Genomic DNA, 14,887 nt, shown 5'->3' on the forward strand with positions numbered 1-14,887 from the left:
GGCGTCCGCTAGAGTGAACGGGCGCGGTACATTATAGCGTTGCCTCTATGTGAGCCGTTATGAAGACGCGAATCTTAGAAACAGTCGCCAAGTGTGAGCGCAGCACTTCGGACGATCACGTCGAGCCGATCAGGAGACATTCCGACCGGGAATATGAGGGAGCAATGCACGGCAGATCTATGTCGGGTGGGTTCCTTGGCGGGGAGTGATGAAAGTTCCCCGCGGGGAACAACAAGCTAAATGGCGACACCATCATGTTTGTCCAGTTGCTCGAGCGTCGAAACCAGATGACGGCAGGAAAGCTTCGTGGTCGCTCCGACGCTCGCGTCGCGCGAGAAAGTTGGTCACGGGTATCAGGTTCCCCGCGGGGAACTCGTGCGGCCTCTGGAATCATTCTCAACCGCTTGGGCGACGCAGCGATTCCCTTCACTGCTTTCTCAGCCCACGTTGACATCGCCCCTTACACGCTGAGCCCGCTTGATGCGGATGCGCATTATACCCATCCAGACCCGCTCTTGCTCGCGGGGCCGTCGGTATGGTGTCACTGAACATTTCGGACGCCATGTCAGCGGTCGTGGTCACGAAGCAATTTCGAGCGGGTAGAAGCGCAGTCACTGATTAGATCGGGGAGGTGAGTAAGAGCGAAGTTGATGTTCAGCAGCAGCCAACAGCGTCGCCTCAATAGGTCTTCGACGGCCGCCCGCTAGGTGACGACTGTGGGCAGGGGGAAAGACATTAAGCCGAGACCAACGGTAAACAGTGTTCGAATGGGGGGCGATCGGTTCGTCGTATCATCGTTCAAGGTGGCAGGCCTGCCTTGAGGAGCCCTTGCCGGAAAAGTTCCAGTTGCTCCGGACGCTCCAGCAGCAGCCCTTGGCTGATGAAGTTGTCGATCGAGAAGTCGGGACACAGCCCAAGCAGCAGACGTTTTGCCTTCTCGGTGGCGATAGGATCCCCTGTTTGCGCGTAGCAGGCGACTAGGCGCGCGCAAGTGAATGGGCCTGGGTTCGGTAGTTCTTCTAGGGCGGCAGCGGCTTCCGCATAGCGGCCAGTAAGATAGAGGGCGTTGCCAAGGGCGGCGCTATACCATCGTGGCGGAAACGGATTTAACCGGAAACCTTCCTCGATCCATTCCAGCGCTTCATCGAGCTTGCCGCGTCGGGCCAGTAGGCCGCCCATTTGCACAAGCGTGTTGGCGTCGTTGGGGCTGATAGGCTCGACGATAGTGTCGCTCACCCAACTCAAATTCACGTCGGTTAACGTGGATGAGTGCCAGCAATCGCTGGCAACCGCTCTCGCCCTCGTCAAGGGTTACCGCCCTACGCGCCAGGGCCAGCGCTTCGTCAAGAACGCCGGATGGTGAGTTGGCGTAGCCGTGGAGCGCTATTTTCGCCAACGCGAGGTGGGAAAGTGCCAACCCGAACTGCGGATCTCGCTCCAGTGCTGCGTTGAACATCTCGAACGCTTGTTGATTGTCGTACTTGTCATAGCTGCGCATATGCACAAGGCCGCGCAAATGGTACTCGTAGGCCGCTAGGCTGCTTGTCGGTTTTCGCAGTGCCTGGCGAACATCCTCGCACTCTATGTGTCCCACGAGGGTGGCGACAATCGTCCGAGTTAGTTGATCCTGCACGGCGAATAGATCTTGGACATCTCGGTCGTACCGTTCAGACCACAGCTGCTTTCCGGAAACCGCTTCGACAAGCTGAGCCGCAATCCTTAGTCGCTCGCCTGCGCGCCGAACACTGCCCAGAACAAGATAAGCAACGCCCAACTTCTTGCTGATCTCATTCAGGTCCGAGTGCCGGTCGCGAAAGCGGAATGACGAGGTAGCATTGATGACAGTGAGCGAACGGAACCGCGCTAGTCCGCGTATGATGTCCTCAGTAATCCCGTCGCTGAAAATGTCATGGTGCTCCGATCCGCCCAAATTTTCAAACGGCAGAACAGCAATAGATGTCGCCCTAGCCAGCGAGCCTATCGAGGGACTGGCTGCAGATGCGTTCGCCCAATGCCACACGTGGAGGGGACGGGCTATGTTCTTGAGCGATATCTCGCCGCCGTCGACAAATTCCAAGTCGCGAGCTGACGTAAGCTGTCGGTGAACGAGGTCAGAAATACATATGCCCCCAGGCTCCGCCGCCGCCTCCAGGCGGGCTGCGACGTTTACACCATCGCCAAGAACATCATCACCTTCGACAACCACATCGGCGAGATTGATACCGATGCGCAAGACAAGCGGGAAATCAACACTCTGGTTTTGCCGACGGGCTTCAAGCTTCGATTGAATTGATATCGCACAATCCACCGCCTCCACGGCCGAGCTGAAGACGACCAGGGAGCCGTCTCCCATCAACTTGACAATCCGCCCGCCACGGGCAGCAGCACTGGGTTGAAGCACTGAGGATTGCAGCCGTCTTATAGACTGAACTGTTCGCGTTTCGTTGGCTTCCATGAGGCGCGCATAACCGACGACGTCAGTCGCCATAATGGCCGCCAGCCGCCGTTCAACGCGTTGCTTCGCCATCGCGGTCTCCGCACGAGATAACGGGCTATATTATCGCACTCTCAATTACCGCAAAAGGTGCCGGCTGCAAGCAAGCACCGAGCGACGCGCAATCGCATCGCTGTTCGAATGCAATTGATCAAAAGAACCGGTCTGCGGCGACCAAAGTGGCGGAGCCAAATTCCACTCCGGTCTGCTAATATTATCTACGACTGAAAATCCGATGTGAACGTGGAGCGTGAACGTGGAGCGGAAACGCACGCCCGCGCCCCCGTGAACCAACTCTCCGTCGTCTTGGAAAACGACGCCTACCGCCCTCGAATGTCAGTCGCACAAGCCGCAGGTTGCTCTCCCGCATCTCGCCACCTTTTTCAAAGGCTCGAATTGAGACGGCGCTGATCGCCGCGCGTTCGGCCAGTTCGGCCTGTGTCCAGTCGAGAAGAGCACGAGCAGCGCGGCATTGGGGAGGCTTGAGCATAAAACTTTCTTTTTCCGGAATTAGAATATTAACTCAAAAGTTTTGTCAGCTAACTTGGCGCAACCTATCCGTTAGGCCGTGCGGTTGCAACAATCGCGCGGACAGAGCAAGCCAGGGGCCAACATAGAAATCCGGTTCTTCTCCATCGCCCATGAGCGCTATCTGCTGGCGCTGGAGAAGAACAGCGCACTGCTTGCCCGTAGCGAGATCGGCATCGAGGATCTAAAGGGTGAGAAGATCATCTCGTTCTCGCGGCGGAACCTGTTTTTTACCGAACGCTACTTCGCTGAAGAGTTCGAGTAGCACGATCTGGCAAAGAGCGTCGCCCATACGTGCGACGACACCGTCTCACTGATGTCATGGGTCTCAGCCGGTCTTGGCATCGGCTTTGCGCCGGAATGGACGCTGGATCTTCCCAACCGCAATTTCGAGCTTCGGAAGGTGAGGGGTGTCGACTTCAGGATCGGGCTTGGGGTTGCCAGGTCCTTGACGACATCATCGATATCGCGAGGTCGCTCGTCAGGGAGGGCAGGTGAGGGCAGAACAAACCCGTCGTTCCCGTCTCTGTTCGGGAGAATCGGTTGCATTCAAGCCTAGTCGCCATAGCTGAGTCGCGGCCGATCGCATCGCTCACGGGCAGGATCTTATTGTTCCGACAGTGCAAAAGCGATGGCGACGTCGCGACAACCCACGGGCCTTGAGACAGGAATATCTTTGAGGTGACGAATGCCAACTCTGGCGAACCAAACATTGCTTCGGAAGGATACCCGCCCGGTCGATCCGCGCGGCTGATTGGAGAAGCTACTCGGGGGTCGCGCAAAGACAAGCCGTTTCATCCGCCTCGTGAACATTGGCGGCCGCCGCTGAAGCCGAACGGATCGGCGACGGCACCCACCCGGTGCCGTCAATCTCCGCCTCGGTTTGCGAAGCTCCTCGATCCCTGTAAGAGCAAATAATTCTCAGGCGTCTTCATGATCGCAGGCAGGTTCTTGGCGGTCAGAGCGACATCGAAGCGAGAGTGATATCGTGAGTGTGGGAGCAGTTTTGCAGCAGCAATGAGCACGACACTTGCGCGTGCCACGCGGGGGTTTTTGGCGACCACTACCCGAACGGCGGAGGTGCGCTGAGCGGTTAAGTCTTCAGCAAGGGCTCGATAGGGAACGGAATAATAGCGCCTCTCGCTCTCGACGTGATAATCCAGCCCGGCACGCCGTAAACGCCATTCGGCCCGAGATAGCAAAACTCTATCGCCAATTCGCTCCGAACTATGCGGTCGTTGTCGAGAGCATTCCTGACCGCGTGCGCGCTTCCGTTCCAAGCGGGGCAGGGGTGGTTCAACGATGTGCTGTGCGACAAAGCAATCCCCCAGCGGACAAGCGTATCCGTTTTATCGGTGGCCCCGACGCCTACGAAGCTGCGGACGCAATGTCAGGCGCAACGACCCATGACAGTGCCGGTATAGCCCCCGTCGTGCTCGTCCCTCCGCTTCGCCATCGTCGCTCCAGCGGCGACGGCAAGCACACGATGATCCCCGTCATATGCCTTCCATGCATCACCATTTTGCCGACTGGACGTTCTCCACTCCAGGCGTGAACGCACGCACATTAAGCCGACACGAAAGTCTGATGGACGTCTGAGAAATGGAGGTGTAACGTTGCCCATGGAAGCTGGGCACGCGCGCTTTGTCGCGGCATTTAACCAGTGCTAGAGTCCGGTGAATCAGAGCCGCTTAGAGTTTTGAGGATTCTTGGCCGATGCGACATATCGGCAAGGGGAACAGCATCGACGATCATGGGCTGAGAGACAAACCATTGGATCTCTCGTCTTACGCACTTGAGCCCTTATTGCATAACGGCGAGTTCGTTATCAGCCGCGCGCGGCCTAAAGGGCAAGCGCGAGACCATTGTTCAATACTCGTCTTAAGCCATATTTCAGATCAGCCCTCGCCGAGCCAACTCCGCTTGCTTAAGGGTGAATTTGCGTTGCGAGGTGAGCTTAGCTCGAACTGGGCCCTTTGTCCTATCGACCTTGTGCAGCACGAAGGTCGGATCAGCCTAGTGTATAGTGATCCGATGGCCGAGCCACTACTGCGCCTCCTCAGGCCATTGCACACAGACACCAGCTTCGACGCTAACCAACTGGGGCTATCGATGGAGGTCGGGCGGTACCTAAAGATCGCGTCGAACGTTGCGGCCGCTGTGCGACAGATGCATCAGACGGGCATTATCCACAAGGACATCAAAACAGCACACATATTCGTGAATGAAACAACCGACCAGGTTTGGCTCACCGGCTTTGGCATCGCATCTCGGACAACGCGCGAACGGCAGTCACAGAGGCCGCCGGAGGCACTCGCTGGTACCCTGGCATACATGGCGCCTGAACAGACCGGGCGGATGAATCGCTCCGTTGATTCCAGGAGCGATCTCTATGCGCTGGGTGTCACTCTTTACGAAATGGTCACCGGCTCCTTGCCATTCTCTGCAGCGGACCCAATGGAGTGGGTCCATTGCCACATAGCCCGACAACCAGTTCCTCCCGCTGATCGAGTGAGCGGTCTGCCCGTAGCTATTTCAGCCATTGTTATGAAGCTGCTCGCGAAGACGGCAGGGGAACGTTATCAGACTGCAGCTGGACTGGAGCATGATCTCCGGCGCTGTCTAAACCAACTTGGCGCCCATGGGCGGATCGACGAATTCGTATTGGGCGAGCACGACGTCCCGGATCGCTTGCTTGTGCCCGAGAAGCTCTACGGTCGCGAGGGGGAGGCCGAGGCGCTGCTCCACGCTTTTGAACGTATCGCCGACGGAGCCCCTCCAGAGTTCGTTGTACTGTCGGGCTACTCGGGCATCGGCAAGTCGTCGGTAGTCAACGAACTGCAGCCGGTTCTCATAGCCAACAACGGCCTTTTTGCGGGGGGCAAGTTCGACCAGGTTAAACGCGACATACCCTACGCCACCTTGGCACAAGCGTTTCAAGGCCTAGTTCGAATGCTCCTTGCAAAGAGTGACTCCGACCTCGAGACTTGGTCCGCCGACATTCGGAATGCTTTGGGACAAAATGGGGCGATCGTGGTAGATCTGGTCCCAGAGTTGAAATTCGTCATCGGGGAGCCGCCGACGGGGCCCGAATTCTCGGCTCAAGACGGACAGCGGCAACTCCATCTCGTTTTCCGACGTTTCCTTGCCGTGTTTGCTCGAAAAGAACATCCGCTCGTTCTCTTTCTTGATGATTTGCAGTGGCTCGATGTTGCCACGCTTGAGTTGCTGGAAGATCTGCTAACCCAGCAGGGCACCAAGTACATTCTGTTTGTTGGTGCTTACCGTGACAACGAAGTAACCGCCTCACACCCGCTAATGGCTACATTAAATCGGCTGAAGCGCTCTGGCGTCATCGTGAAGGACATCGGACTCGCACCGCTAACTTTCCAACATACCAATAGCCTCATCGCAGATGCCCTCCGCTCCGACGTCGACCACACTTACTCACTTGCTGAGCTGGTGCATGAGAAGGCCGGCGGTAACCCATTTTTCGTGATCCAGTTCCTTTCTGCTCTGACCGAGGAGAAGCTGCTTATGCTCTCGCCAGATCTCGTCTGGCAATGGAAGTCGGACCGCATCGGTGCGAAAGCGTATAGCGAGAACGTTGTGGCTCTTATGACCAGCAAGCTCAGTCGCTTGCCACACAGGACCTTGCAAGTCCTGCAACTACTGGCTTGCTTCGGGAACAACGTTGATCTGGCGCACCTGGAAATGGTCAACGAAAACGTAGAGCATGACCTTCAGCACGCTCTGCGCACCGAACTGGTGCTTGTCTCAGACGGCTGCTGCCGTTTCGTGCACGACAGGATTCAGGAGGCTGCGTACTCGCTTGTTCCAGAGCCCGAGCGTGCTGAATTACATCTGCGAATTGGACGCCGGTTGGCGACGCGAACTCCGCCGGAACAGCTGGGTGAGAACATCTTCGAGATTGTCGCGCAGTTCAACCAAAGTGGAGACCTGGTCGTATCGGATACGGAGAAGGAACAACTTGCAGAATTCAGCCTCATGGCGGCCAGGCGAGCTAAGTCATCAACCGTTTACTTGTCAGCGCTGGCCTATCTCGAACGTGGACTGACACTTCTATCCAACGATGGATGGCAACGAAGGCCAGAGTTGATGTTTGCGCTCGCGTCGCTTCAAGCTGAATGCGAATTCCTAACTGGGCGCCTAGCCGCCGCAGAAGAAAGGCTGGCATCGCTCTCTACGCTGGCGGCAAATCTGGTCGACCGCGCGAGCATCGCTAGCTTGCGCATCGACCTCTATACCGCGCTCAGTCGCAACGATCGCGCGGTTGAAGTCTGCTTGGAGTATCTTGGAAAGCTTGGGTCAGAGATCCCGGCACATCCAACCGCCGATGCAGCAAGACGTGAGTATGAGCGCACCTGGTCGCTAATTGGTGGTAGCGACATCGAGGACCTTGCCGCCCTGCCTCAAACTCAGGATCCGGAGGTCGTAGCGACAATGCGGGTTCTGGGCCGAAGCCTGAGCCCAGCTCTCTTTACGGATGCCAATCTACTCTCGGTCTTGGTGTGTCAAATGACCAACCTCGGTCTGGAGCACGGCCACGCCGGTCTCTCATGCGACGCATACGTTTGGCTTGGGATGATCGCAGGCCCGCACTTCGGTGACTATCGTGAGGGCTACCGGTTTGGCGCGCTCGGATACGAGCTTCTACAAAGGATGGGGTCGGGTCAGTTCCGAGCGCACATCCTGGAAAGTTTCGCGACCCTGATCATTCCATGGACCAAACACCTGAGAACGGCGCGTGACTTGATGCATAACGCGTTCGACGCTGCCACATCGGTTGGGGATCTCACGACTGCCTCTTATTGCGGGAGCGATATTTTCGGACTCCTGCTGGCAGCCGGCGACCCGCTTGTCGAGATACAGGATGAGTCGGTGCGGGCGCTCGAATTCAGTCGGCAAGTTCGCTTCGACATGATCGCCGACATCACTTCCGCTCAACTTGCGCTTGTTCTGACCCTTCGCGGCCTCACGCCAACATTCGGTAATCTTGATCACGCCAATTTCAATGAGGAAAGTTATGAGCTGAAGTTGAAGGCCGAAAGCACGGTCGCCCTTGTCGCGTGTTGGTATTGGATACGCAAGCTGCAGGCCAGATACTTTGCGGGGGACTTTGCCACCGCCGTCGACGCGTCGTTCAACGCCCAACGACAGCTTTGGACGTCGCCTTCGTTCATCGAAACCGCAGAAGCCCACTTCTATGGTGCCCTTAGCCAGGCTGCAGCGTGTGACCAAACACTCCCAGACTGGCGCGAGCGTTATCTGAAGGCGATTGTGGAGCATCACACGAGGCTTGAGGAATGGGCAGTGCACTGCCCGGAGAATTTCGACTGTCGTGCCACTCTCATCGGCGCGGAGATAGCGCGGCTCGAGGGCCGGCATCTAACCGCACAGCGGCTTTATGAGGCGGCCATCAAGTCGGCACGGAGTAACGCTTTCGTCCACATTGAGGCGCTCGCAAGTGAGCTCGCGGCGCGGTTCCATGATACATCCGGACTGGAAACCATTTCACACTCATACCTGCGGAACGCGCGCCAGTGCTACTTACGTTGGGGCGCTGACGGCAAGGTCCGGCAGCTTGACGGCCTGTTTCCCAATCTGAATTTGGTAGCGTCTGAGCAGGCCCCCTCCACGACGAGCGTCGGGTCGCCAGTTGATCAGCTCGACCTCGCAACTGTTTTGAAGGTTTCGCAAGCGATCTCCAGCGAGATCGTTTTTGACAGCCTTGTCAACACATTGATGCGAATTGCGATGGAACAAGCTGGAGCCGAACGTGCATTGCTCATTCTTATGCGCGACGGGGAGCCAAGGATCGTTGCGGAGGCAACGACTGGTCGGGAGACTATCGTTGTGCAGTTGCACGATGAGCGCCCGACAAGCCACGACTTACCGGAAGGCGTGTTGCAATATTCGCAGCATACGCAGGAATTGGTCATCATAGACGACGCTTCTGTCCAGAACCTTTTCAGCACAGACCCTTACATGGATCAACGGAGGCCTCGATCGATCCTGTGTCTTCCTGTATCGAGTCAAGCAAAGCCCCTTGGGGCACTCTACCTGGAGAATAATTTAACACCTGGCGCGTTCACCCCAGCGCGGACCGCGGTTCTCAAGCTGCTGGCGTCTCAGGCAGCGATCTCGATTGAAAATTCGTATCTCTACCGCGATCTCGCGGAGCGTGAAGCACGAATCCGCCGATTGGTCGACGCCGACATCATCGGGATCTTCATTTGGGAGTTCAACGGAAGAATTCTCGAGGCGAACAACGCGTTCCTGCAGATGCTCGGCTACGACCACGACGATCTAGCGGCGGGCCGGCTGAGTTGGCGTAACCTCCTCCCGCGCGCATGGAATGAAACTGACGATCGCTTGCTTGTCCAACTGAGAGAGCAGCGCACATTGCAGCCATTTGAGTCTGAGTACTTTCACAAGAATGGAACGCCAGTCCCAGTTCTAATCGGCGTGGCAACTTATGGAGGAAGCGACCAAGGCGTAGCGTACGTCCTGGACTTGAGTGAGCGCAAGCAAGCACAGGAAGCTCTCGACGCCGCGCGTAACGAGCTGGCGCATGCAGCGCGAACGATGAGTCTCGGAGTGCTGACCGCCTCCATTGCACACGAAATTAGTCAGCCACTCTCGGGGATCATCACAAACGCAAACACCAGTCTGCGCATGCTTGCGGCTGACCCACCCAACATAGAGGGCGCACGCGAAACGGCAAGACGCACTCTGCGCGACGGCAATCGAGCGTCCGAGGTCATCGCGCGGCTACGCGCGCTCTTCAGCAAAAAGCCGGCCGCCATAGAAGATGTCGACCTTAATATGGCGGCCCGAGCCGTGGTCGAACTTTCCTCTCACGAACTGCAAAAAAATCGGATCGCGCTTGAAATCGAATTGGGCGACCACCTGCCCCTCGTCGCCGGTGATCGTGTGCAGCTTCAGCAAGTCATTCTCAATTTGCTGTTAAATGCCTGCGATGCGCTGAGCGGCGTCAACGATCGGCCGCGGCGGATCACGATCAAAACAGACTTAGATCAAGGCGGAGAAATTCGGCTCACGGTTCAAGACAATGGAGTTGGCATCGACGCAAACACGAGCAACCAGCTCTTCAATGCCTTCTACACAACCAAGGACCATGGAATGGGAATTGGACTGTCGGTTAGTCGCTCAATCATTGAGCGACATGATGGGCGCATTTGGGCAAGCCCGACCGAAGGCCGAGGCGCCCTTTTCACTATCACTCTGCCGGCAGCTCCGCCACAGCGCTACAGCAGTTAATCCATCACCGAATCGACGAGCCTCTTGTCGAATAAATCGCTGAGAAGTACCAGGGTTATGTCCAATCGGCGGTGGAAACGTTGCCCTCTCAAGCCCTTCGGAACCTGTTTTCACACTCCGAAGTGCATTTGAATGTGAGCGCGACGAACACCCCACCTTTCCTTTGCTGACCGAGGCCGAGAGATATGCTCCTTCATCGACAGGAGCGGAACGGAATGGTTGGAGATCGCGCTGATGCCATGCTTGAAGCCATGGATGAAGCCATGGATGAAGCCAGGCATGACGGGGTCTCGGCGAGCCTGGCGGAAACGCCTGGGAAACATCGGCCCCGCTTCAGCCAGCTCGATGCTCAAACCTATGACAGCATGGATTGGCGTGTCGGATTCCTGCTGGGTACCGACTTCGCCGAAAAGCAGTGGCGGCCCGTCATTCGCGGTCATGCCGTTACCGGCGATATCATCGCGCCGATCCGCGAGCTCAGCTACGCCACCGAGCCAGCCACGACGACGGATGCCGATGCTGTCGCTGAAGCGCTCGTCAAGATCCGCGGCTACTTCATGCCAAAGCGCGCAAAGCAGAAGTTCTAAACGGCCGCCTTACAAAGCCCGGCTGTCAACATCCGAGGCCCTTGGGACGTTCGTCGCGCTCACATTTGAATGTGGAATAGAGGGACTTGGATGCGGAGGGGTGGACCACCATAATTACAGACCGCAGCGGGAGGTCAGGTTTACAATCGACGCAACGCCGCGATTGCGCGCGCACTCCATCTGGCACAATGCGTGTCAATTAGGGCTGAGCAGTAGAGTTGCTGAGATTCCGAAAGAACTTCGTGACTAAGAAGCGAGCGACCGCGTGCTTATTTGCCACACGAACTCCCGATCTCGGAAGAATGGCCGGTTTGTTAAGCCTGGCCATCGCTTTCTCCCAAAACCGGTTGACGAAAGTGAAGAAAGGTCACCAAATCCGATGAGGCCGTGACGACAGCAGCATTAATCCAAACATTGCTGACAGCACTGCTTCGATTAAACGCCCGACCCGGGTACTTTCTCTGCCCAATCGCCCGCGATCGCGGCGAGCGTGGCGGCTGGTGCAGCATAAACGGTCTAGCGGATGAGGCGGTCGACTTGTGCCTGAAGGCGAGGGCCAATCAGGAGGATTGCTGGAATGACAATTACGTATGCGATCCCCCACGAACGCAACCACTTCAAAAGAAAACCGCTGGAGAAGCCCAAATTTAAAGAGAGAAGGGTGAACGAAATTATCCCAGTCGTAACAATACCCATCAGCAGGGCGAACGCTATTTTTCGTTTTAATTGCAGATGCATATCTTGTCCTCGATCCAAGGGGCTATGCTTGGCCCTCCATTTTCGAAAGCCAACATCGGTTGTTTCGCTTTAAGTTGGTAGAGCGCACACGCGAGAGGAACCCTCTCACATTTGGCAAGCTGGAACTTGGCCACCTAGGAAGCGGAGGCGCCAGGTTGCTCCAAAATGACTTCGACTGATCGGTCAGGTAGGACCGATCAGTCGCGCCATTCCGGCTGCGATGATGCCACGAGGAACGCTAGACACCATGTCATGCCGGACCAGGTAGGGGCCGTTTCCCTTATCTTCAGGCCACAACGACGCGAAGCGGATCGGCAGCCTCCAGAGCTGCTGCACGATCGGCGCTCGGCGGATAGATCCATGTCGTGTTGATGGTCGTCTTGAGTTTCTTCGCTTCTGCGCCAGTGAGTTTTACCTGACGATCCCACCCTTCGGTGTAAACCGCACCCCACGGACCTAAGTCGAGGCAGGTCACGTACTTTTCCTGGCCGTAAGGGATGGGGGGCACGCCTAGAAGGTCGGCGGCGACGTTGTAACCGGAAGAACGCCCGAGGTTCTGCGCATGCTGGCAGCTCATCATCGTTCGATTGCCCCGATCATCCGTTGCGGCACAGGCGACATCGCCGGTGGCAAAGACGTTCGCGTGGCCGATCACCTTAAGGTTTCGATCCACATGAAGGCGTCCGAAGGAATCCTTATGTGCGTCAATCTGCCCGGTGATCGGATGGGCGCGAGCACCCGCCGTCCAAATCACCGTGGCCGCGTCGATACGCTCCCCGGATTTAAGGGTGACGCCGTTGTGATCAATCTCCAATATCGGGGACAGCAGAAGGGTCTCGACGCCCAATTCCGAGAGTGCCTGCTCGATGACCGGACGCGGTCCGGGGCCAAGGTCCGGTCCGATCGCAGGTGCACGCTCCACAATTACGACGCGGATGTCCGCGTTTCCACCAAGCGCTGCGCGCATGCGATGCGGCATCTCGGCCGCCGTTTCGATGCCAGTGAAGCCGCCACCGGCAACGACGACGGTATTGCGAGCGCGCGTTTCCGGCAGGCGTGCCAATTGGGAAATGTGATCCTCCAGTTCCGCGGCATCGGCAAGCTGATCAACGTTGAAAGCGTGGATGAGACCTCGAATGTCCGGACGATGCAGCACGCTGCCGGTCGCGAGGACAAGTTTGCTGTAGCTAATCGATAATTCGAGCCCGTCTTCATCCGCATACGTTACGGTGTTGGTCTCCGTAGAAATGGACATCGCATGGCCCCGGATGAAACGCACGCCGACGTTTGCGAAGATGTCGGACAGCGGGGCCTTCATCTGGGCTGCATTCTTCTCGTACAGACGTGGACGAATGTGCAACTCAGGCTGGGGGGCAATCACCGCAACCTCCACAGACCCGTCGGCCTTTCCTTGCTGGTCCAGCAGCCGCATGGCGCCGAGAGCAGTCCACATCCCGGCAAAACCGGCGCCAACAATCAGAATTCGTTCACGCATTTTCAATTCCTCAAACAAGTCGTCGCCACTGGCTGGACGAGGTGAAGGCACCGGGCAAATGACAGTTTCGATAAGTCCCCATTGGAGACGGTTAGGCGATGATCCATTGTCGTCGCGTAACTACGATTACTTTACTCGGAGTATTGGTGCAAACGATAATCGAGCGTGAATTTGGAAACGCATTGTCAACAAGCTAGAGACAACAGATGCATTGCAGGAGGCGGGAATTAAGGCTATCTACGACGGTATTTGTCGCTGTTTTGGTGTATTATGGCCCACGTAAGCGCAGGCGTAGAATATGCTCTCCATTGCCTACTGACGCTGGTCGAGGCCGAGGAAATCGGCCAGCCAGCCAGTGCTCGCGATCTCGCCGAGCTACAGAAGATTTCGACCGACTTCGTCGCGAAGCTCTTCACCAAGCTTCAAAAGGCGGGCATCGTCGTCGCCCGAGAAGGTATTGGTGGTGGGTTCGCGCTTGCCCGTCCCGCCAGCAAAATCACGGTGCTAGAAGTTACTGAAGCGATCGACGGACGGAAGGCACTATTCGAATGCAAGCAGATACGCGGTCAGTGCGCCGTGTTTGGCGACCAAACGCCCGCTTGGGCGGAAGACGGCGTTTGCTCCATCCACGCGGTCATGATCGAAGCCGAGAAAAGGGCGAGGGAGGTCATGAGTGGCCACACTTTAGCAAACCTTGCCGCACGGGCGGCCGCAAAGGCCCCTAAGGAACATGCCGAACGTGTCAAGGATTGGCTGTCTGGGCGGACGCCGCAACGCCGCCGTCGGGGCCTTCTCGCAAACGCCGAGTGAGGGAGTGAAATTTGCCGGGCGAGCGGTAGAGACGCGTCGACAGTTGGGGCGGTTCAGCCCATTGGCGCAACGTTTCGGAAGGACCCATCGATATTGGGCCTTGCCGCTGGAAGAATTCGGCTAGGCTTATAGTGGCCGTGCGGCAGGAACAATGTGAGCACTGCCCTGCCGCGTTTTGATCGGTCGCTAACGGATCTGGGAAGAAGGTTACACCCTGGCCGGGCGTAGTGCTTTTGCAGAGTCTACCGCGATCCAGAAGGAAATAGCGAGCAGGCCAAGATCCTTGAGTAGAAACTGGCCCGGAGCGACAGAAATTGCAGGGAAGCTGAGCCCTGGTGCGACAACCCCCGGGGTCGTTAGCATGAAGCTCAACGTCGTCGCGAACAGCCCAGCAGACAGTAGACCTCCGATCAATGAAAAAAGTGGGTTTACAACTCTTGCGGCAATCAGAGCAGCGATTGTCAGCTCAAGAATGCCAAGCGCGTCGGAAAACCCTCTCACACTGAGGATCGAATAGGTCCAGCTCAAAAGAGGGTTGTTTCCAACCAGCCCTGTCAAGCCTTCCGCTTCATATGCGGTAAACTTCATGCCTCCGAACCAAGCATATATGACCACTAGTGACAGGTAGAGGCTTGCAGTGGTGGCGGTGCGACCGGAGCGGTCGGCCAGATCAAGGGCCACATCGATGGGGCGTTTGATCCTCGTATACTCTGCAATTGAGTTTTGTGTGCTCTTCATAGTTTTCTCCTGGAGCGCTGACCGAAATAGGTCTTGTTCGGTTTGCTGTGACGTTATTGCTGCATTGAGAACTCATGAAACAGCCAGTGTTCCAGGCTACCCGGACCGCTCAAGACGGGTCTTGGCGGTGAAGTGGGCATGCGATCGTTCATTCTCGATCGATGGCTACCTGGAACACTGGCACTCCCTGCC

Annotated in this window: 7 protein-coding genes and 2 pseudogenes; 4 read left to right on the forward strand and 5 right to left on the reverse strand. The window is 57.0% G+C overall.

Annotated elements, in window-relative coordinates:
* Nucleotides 1-798: 798 nt before the first annotated feature.
* Nucleotides 799-1,179 carry a tetratricopeptide repeat protein gene (locus HT585_RS31950; protein WP_246707994.1) on the reverse strand — a complete coding sequence of 127 codons (381 nt, stop codon included), beginning with the start codon at nucleotides 1,177-1,179 and terminating at the stop codon, nucleotides 799-801.
* The gene (locus tag HT585_RS28805) at nucleotides 1,142-2,527 is read right to left on the reverse strand and encodes an adenylate/guanylate cyclase domain-containing protein (protein ID WP_246707995.1); all 1,386 of its coding nucleotides are present in this window, start codon (nucleotides 2,525-2,527) and stop codon (nucleotides 1,142-1,144) included. The genes HT585_RS31950 and HT585_RS28805 overlap by 38 nt, the downstream gene beginning before the upstream one ends.
* Nucleotides 2,528-3,071: 544 nt before the next feature.
* Here HT585_RS28805 and HT585_RS31960 point away from each other — a divergent pair.
* The 3 genes and pseudogenes from HT585_RS31960 to HT585_RS28820 all read left to right on the forward strand — a co-directional run.
* Nucleotides 3,072-3,520: pseudogene (locus HT585_RS31960) on the forward strand (LysR substrate-binding domain-containing protein); the annotation flags it as partial.
* 1,218 nt (nucleotides 3,521-4,738) lie between these two features.
* On the forward strand, nucleotides 4,739-10,327 hold the full coding sequence (locus HT585_RS28815; protein ID WP_176356218.1) for a trifunctional serine/threonine-protein kinase/ATP-binding protein/sensor histidine kinase: 5,589 nt from the start codon (nucleotides 4,739-4,741) through the stop codon (nucleotides 10,325-10,327).
* Between the two features lie 287 nt (nucleotides 10,328-10,614).
* Nucleotides 10,615-10,914: pseudogene (locus HT585_RS28820) on the forward strand (UPF0149 family protein); the annotation flags it as partial.
* Between the two features lie 516 nt (nucleotides 10,915-11,430).
* Here HT585_RS28820 and HT585_RS28825 read toward each other — a convergent pair.
* Nucleotides 11,431-11,652 (reverse strand): DUF2798 domain-containing protein, encoded by a 222-nt coding sequence (locus HT585_RS28825; RefSeq protein ID WP_176356219.1) that lies wholly within the window; start codon nucleotides 11,650-11,652, stop codon nucleotides 11,431-11,433.
* Between the two features lie 286 nt (nucleotides 11,653-11,938).
* Nucleotides 11,939-13,147: an NAD(P)/FAD-dependent oxidoreductase gene (locus HT585_RS28830; RefSeq protein WP_176356220.1), complete on the reverse strand. Its 1,209-nt coding sequence runs from the start codon at nucleotides 13,145-13,147 to the stop codon at nucleotides 11,939-11,941.
* Nucleotides 13,148-13,417: 270 nt separating this feature from the next.
* On the opposite strand from HT585_RS28830, the gene HT585_RS28835 reads away from it, so the two are divergent.
* On the forward strand, nucleotides 13,418-13,957 hold the full coding sequence (locus HT585_RS28835; protein WP_176356284.1) for an RrF2 family transcriptional regulator: 540 nt from the start codon (nucleotides 13,418-13,420) through the stop codon (nucleotides 13,955-13,957).
* A 207-nt stretch (nucleotides 13,958-14,164) separates the two neighbouring features.
* On the opposite strand, the gene HT585_RS28840 is transcribed toward HT585_RS28835, so the two are convergent.
* Nucleotides 14,165-14,695, reverse strand: a complete 531-nt coding sequence (locus tag HT585_RS28840; protein ID WP_176356221.1) for a YkgB family protein — start codon at nucleotides 14,693-14,695, stop codon at nucleotides 14,165-14,167.
* Nucleotides 14,696-14,887: the final 192 nt, after the last annotated feature.

The organism is Ensifer oleiphilus, from assembly GCF_013371465.1.
GTDB classification, from domain to species: domain Bacteria; phylum Pseudomonadota; class Alphaproteobacteria; order Rhizobiales; family Rhizobiaceae; genus Ensifer; species Ensifer oleiphilus.

Excerpts from the sequence above, each read along its gene's own strand:
- HT585_RS28805 (WP_246707995.1), bottom strand. The coding sequence starts at position 2,527 with ATGGCGAAGCAACGCGTTGAACGGCGGCTGGCGGCCATTATGGCGACT.
- HT585_RS28815 (WP_176356218.1), top strand. The coding sequence starts at position 4,739 with ATGCGACATATCGGCAAGGGGAACAGCATCGACGATCATGGGCTGAGA.
- HT585_RS28840 (WP_176356221.1), bottom strand. The coding sequence starts at position 14,695 with ATGAAGAGCACACAAAACTCAATTGCAGAGTATACGAGGATCAAACGC.
- HT585_RS31950 (WP_246707994.1), bottom strand. The coding sequence starts at position 1,179 with ATGGGCGGCCTACTGGCCCGACGCGGCAAGCTCGATGAAGCGCTGGAA.
- HT585_RS28830 (WP_176356220.1), bottom strand. The coding sequence starts at position 13,147 with ATGCGTGAACGAATTCTGATTGTTGGCGCCGGTTTTGCCGGGATGTGG.
- HT585_RS28825 (WP_176356219.1), bottom strand. The coding sequence starts at position 11,652 with ATGCATCTGCAATTAAAACGAAAAATAGCGTTCGCCCTGCTGATGGGT.
- HT585_RS28835 (WP_176356284.1), top strand. The coding sequence starts at position 13,418 with ATGGCCCACGTAAGCGCAGGCGTAGAATATGCTCTCCATTGCCTACTG.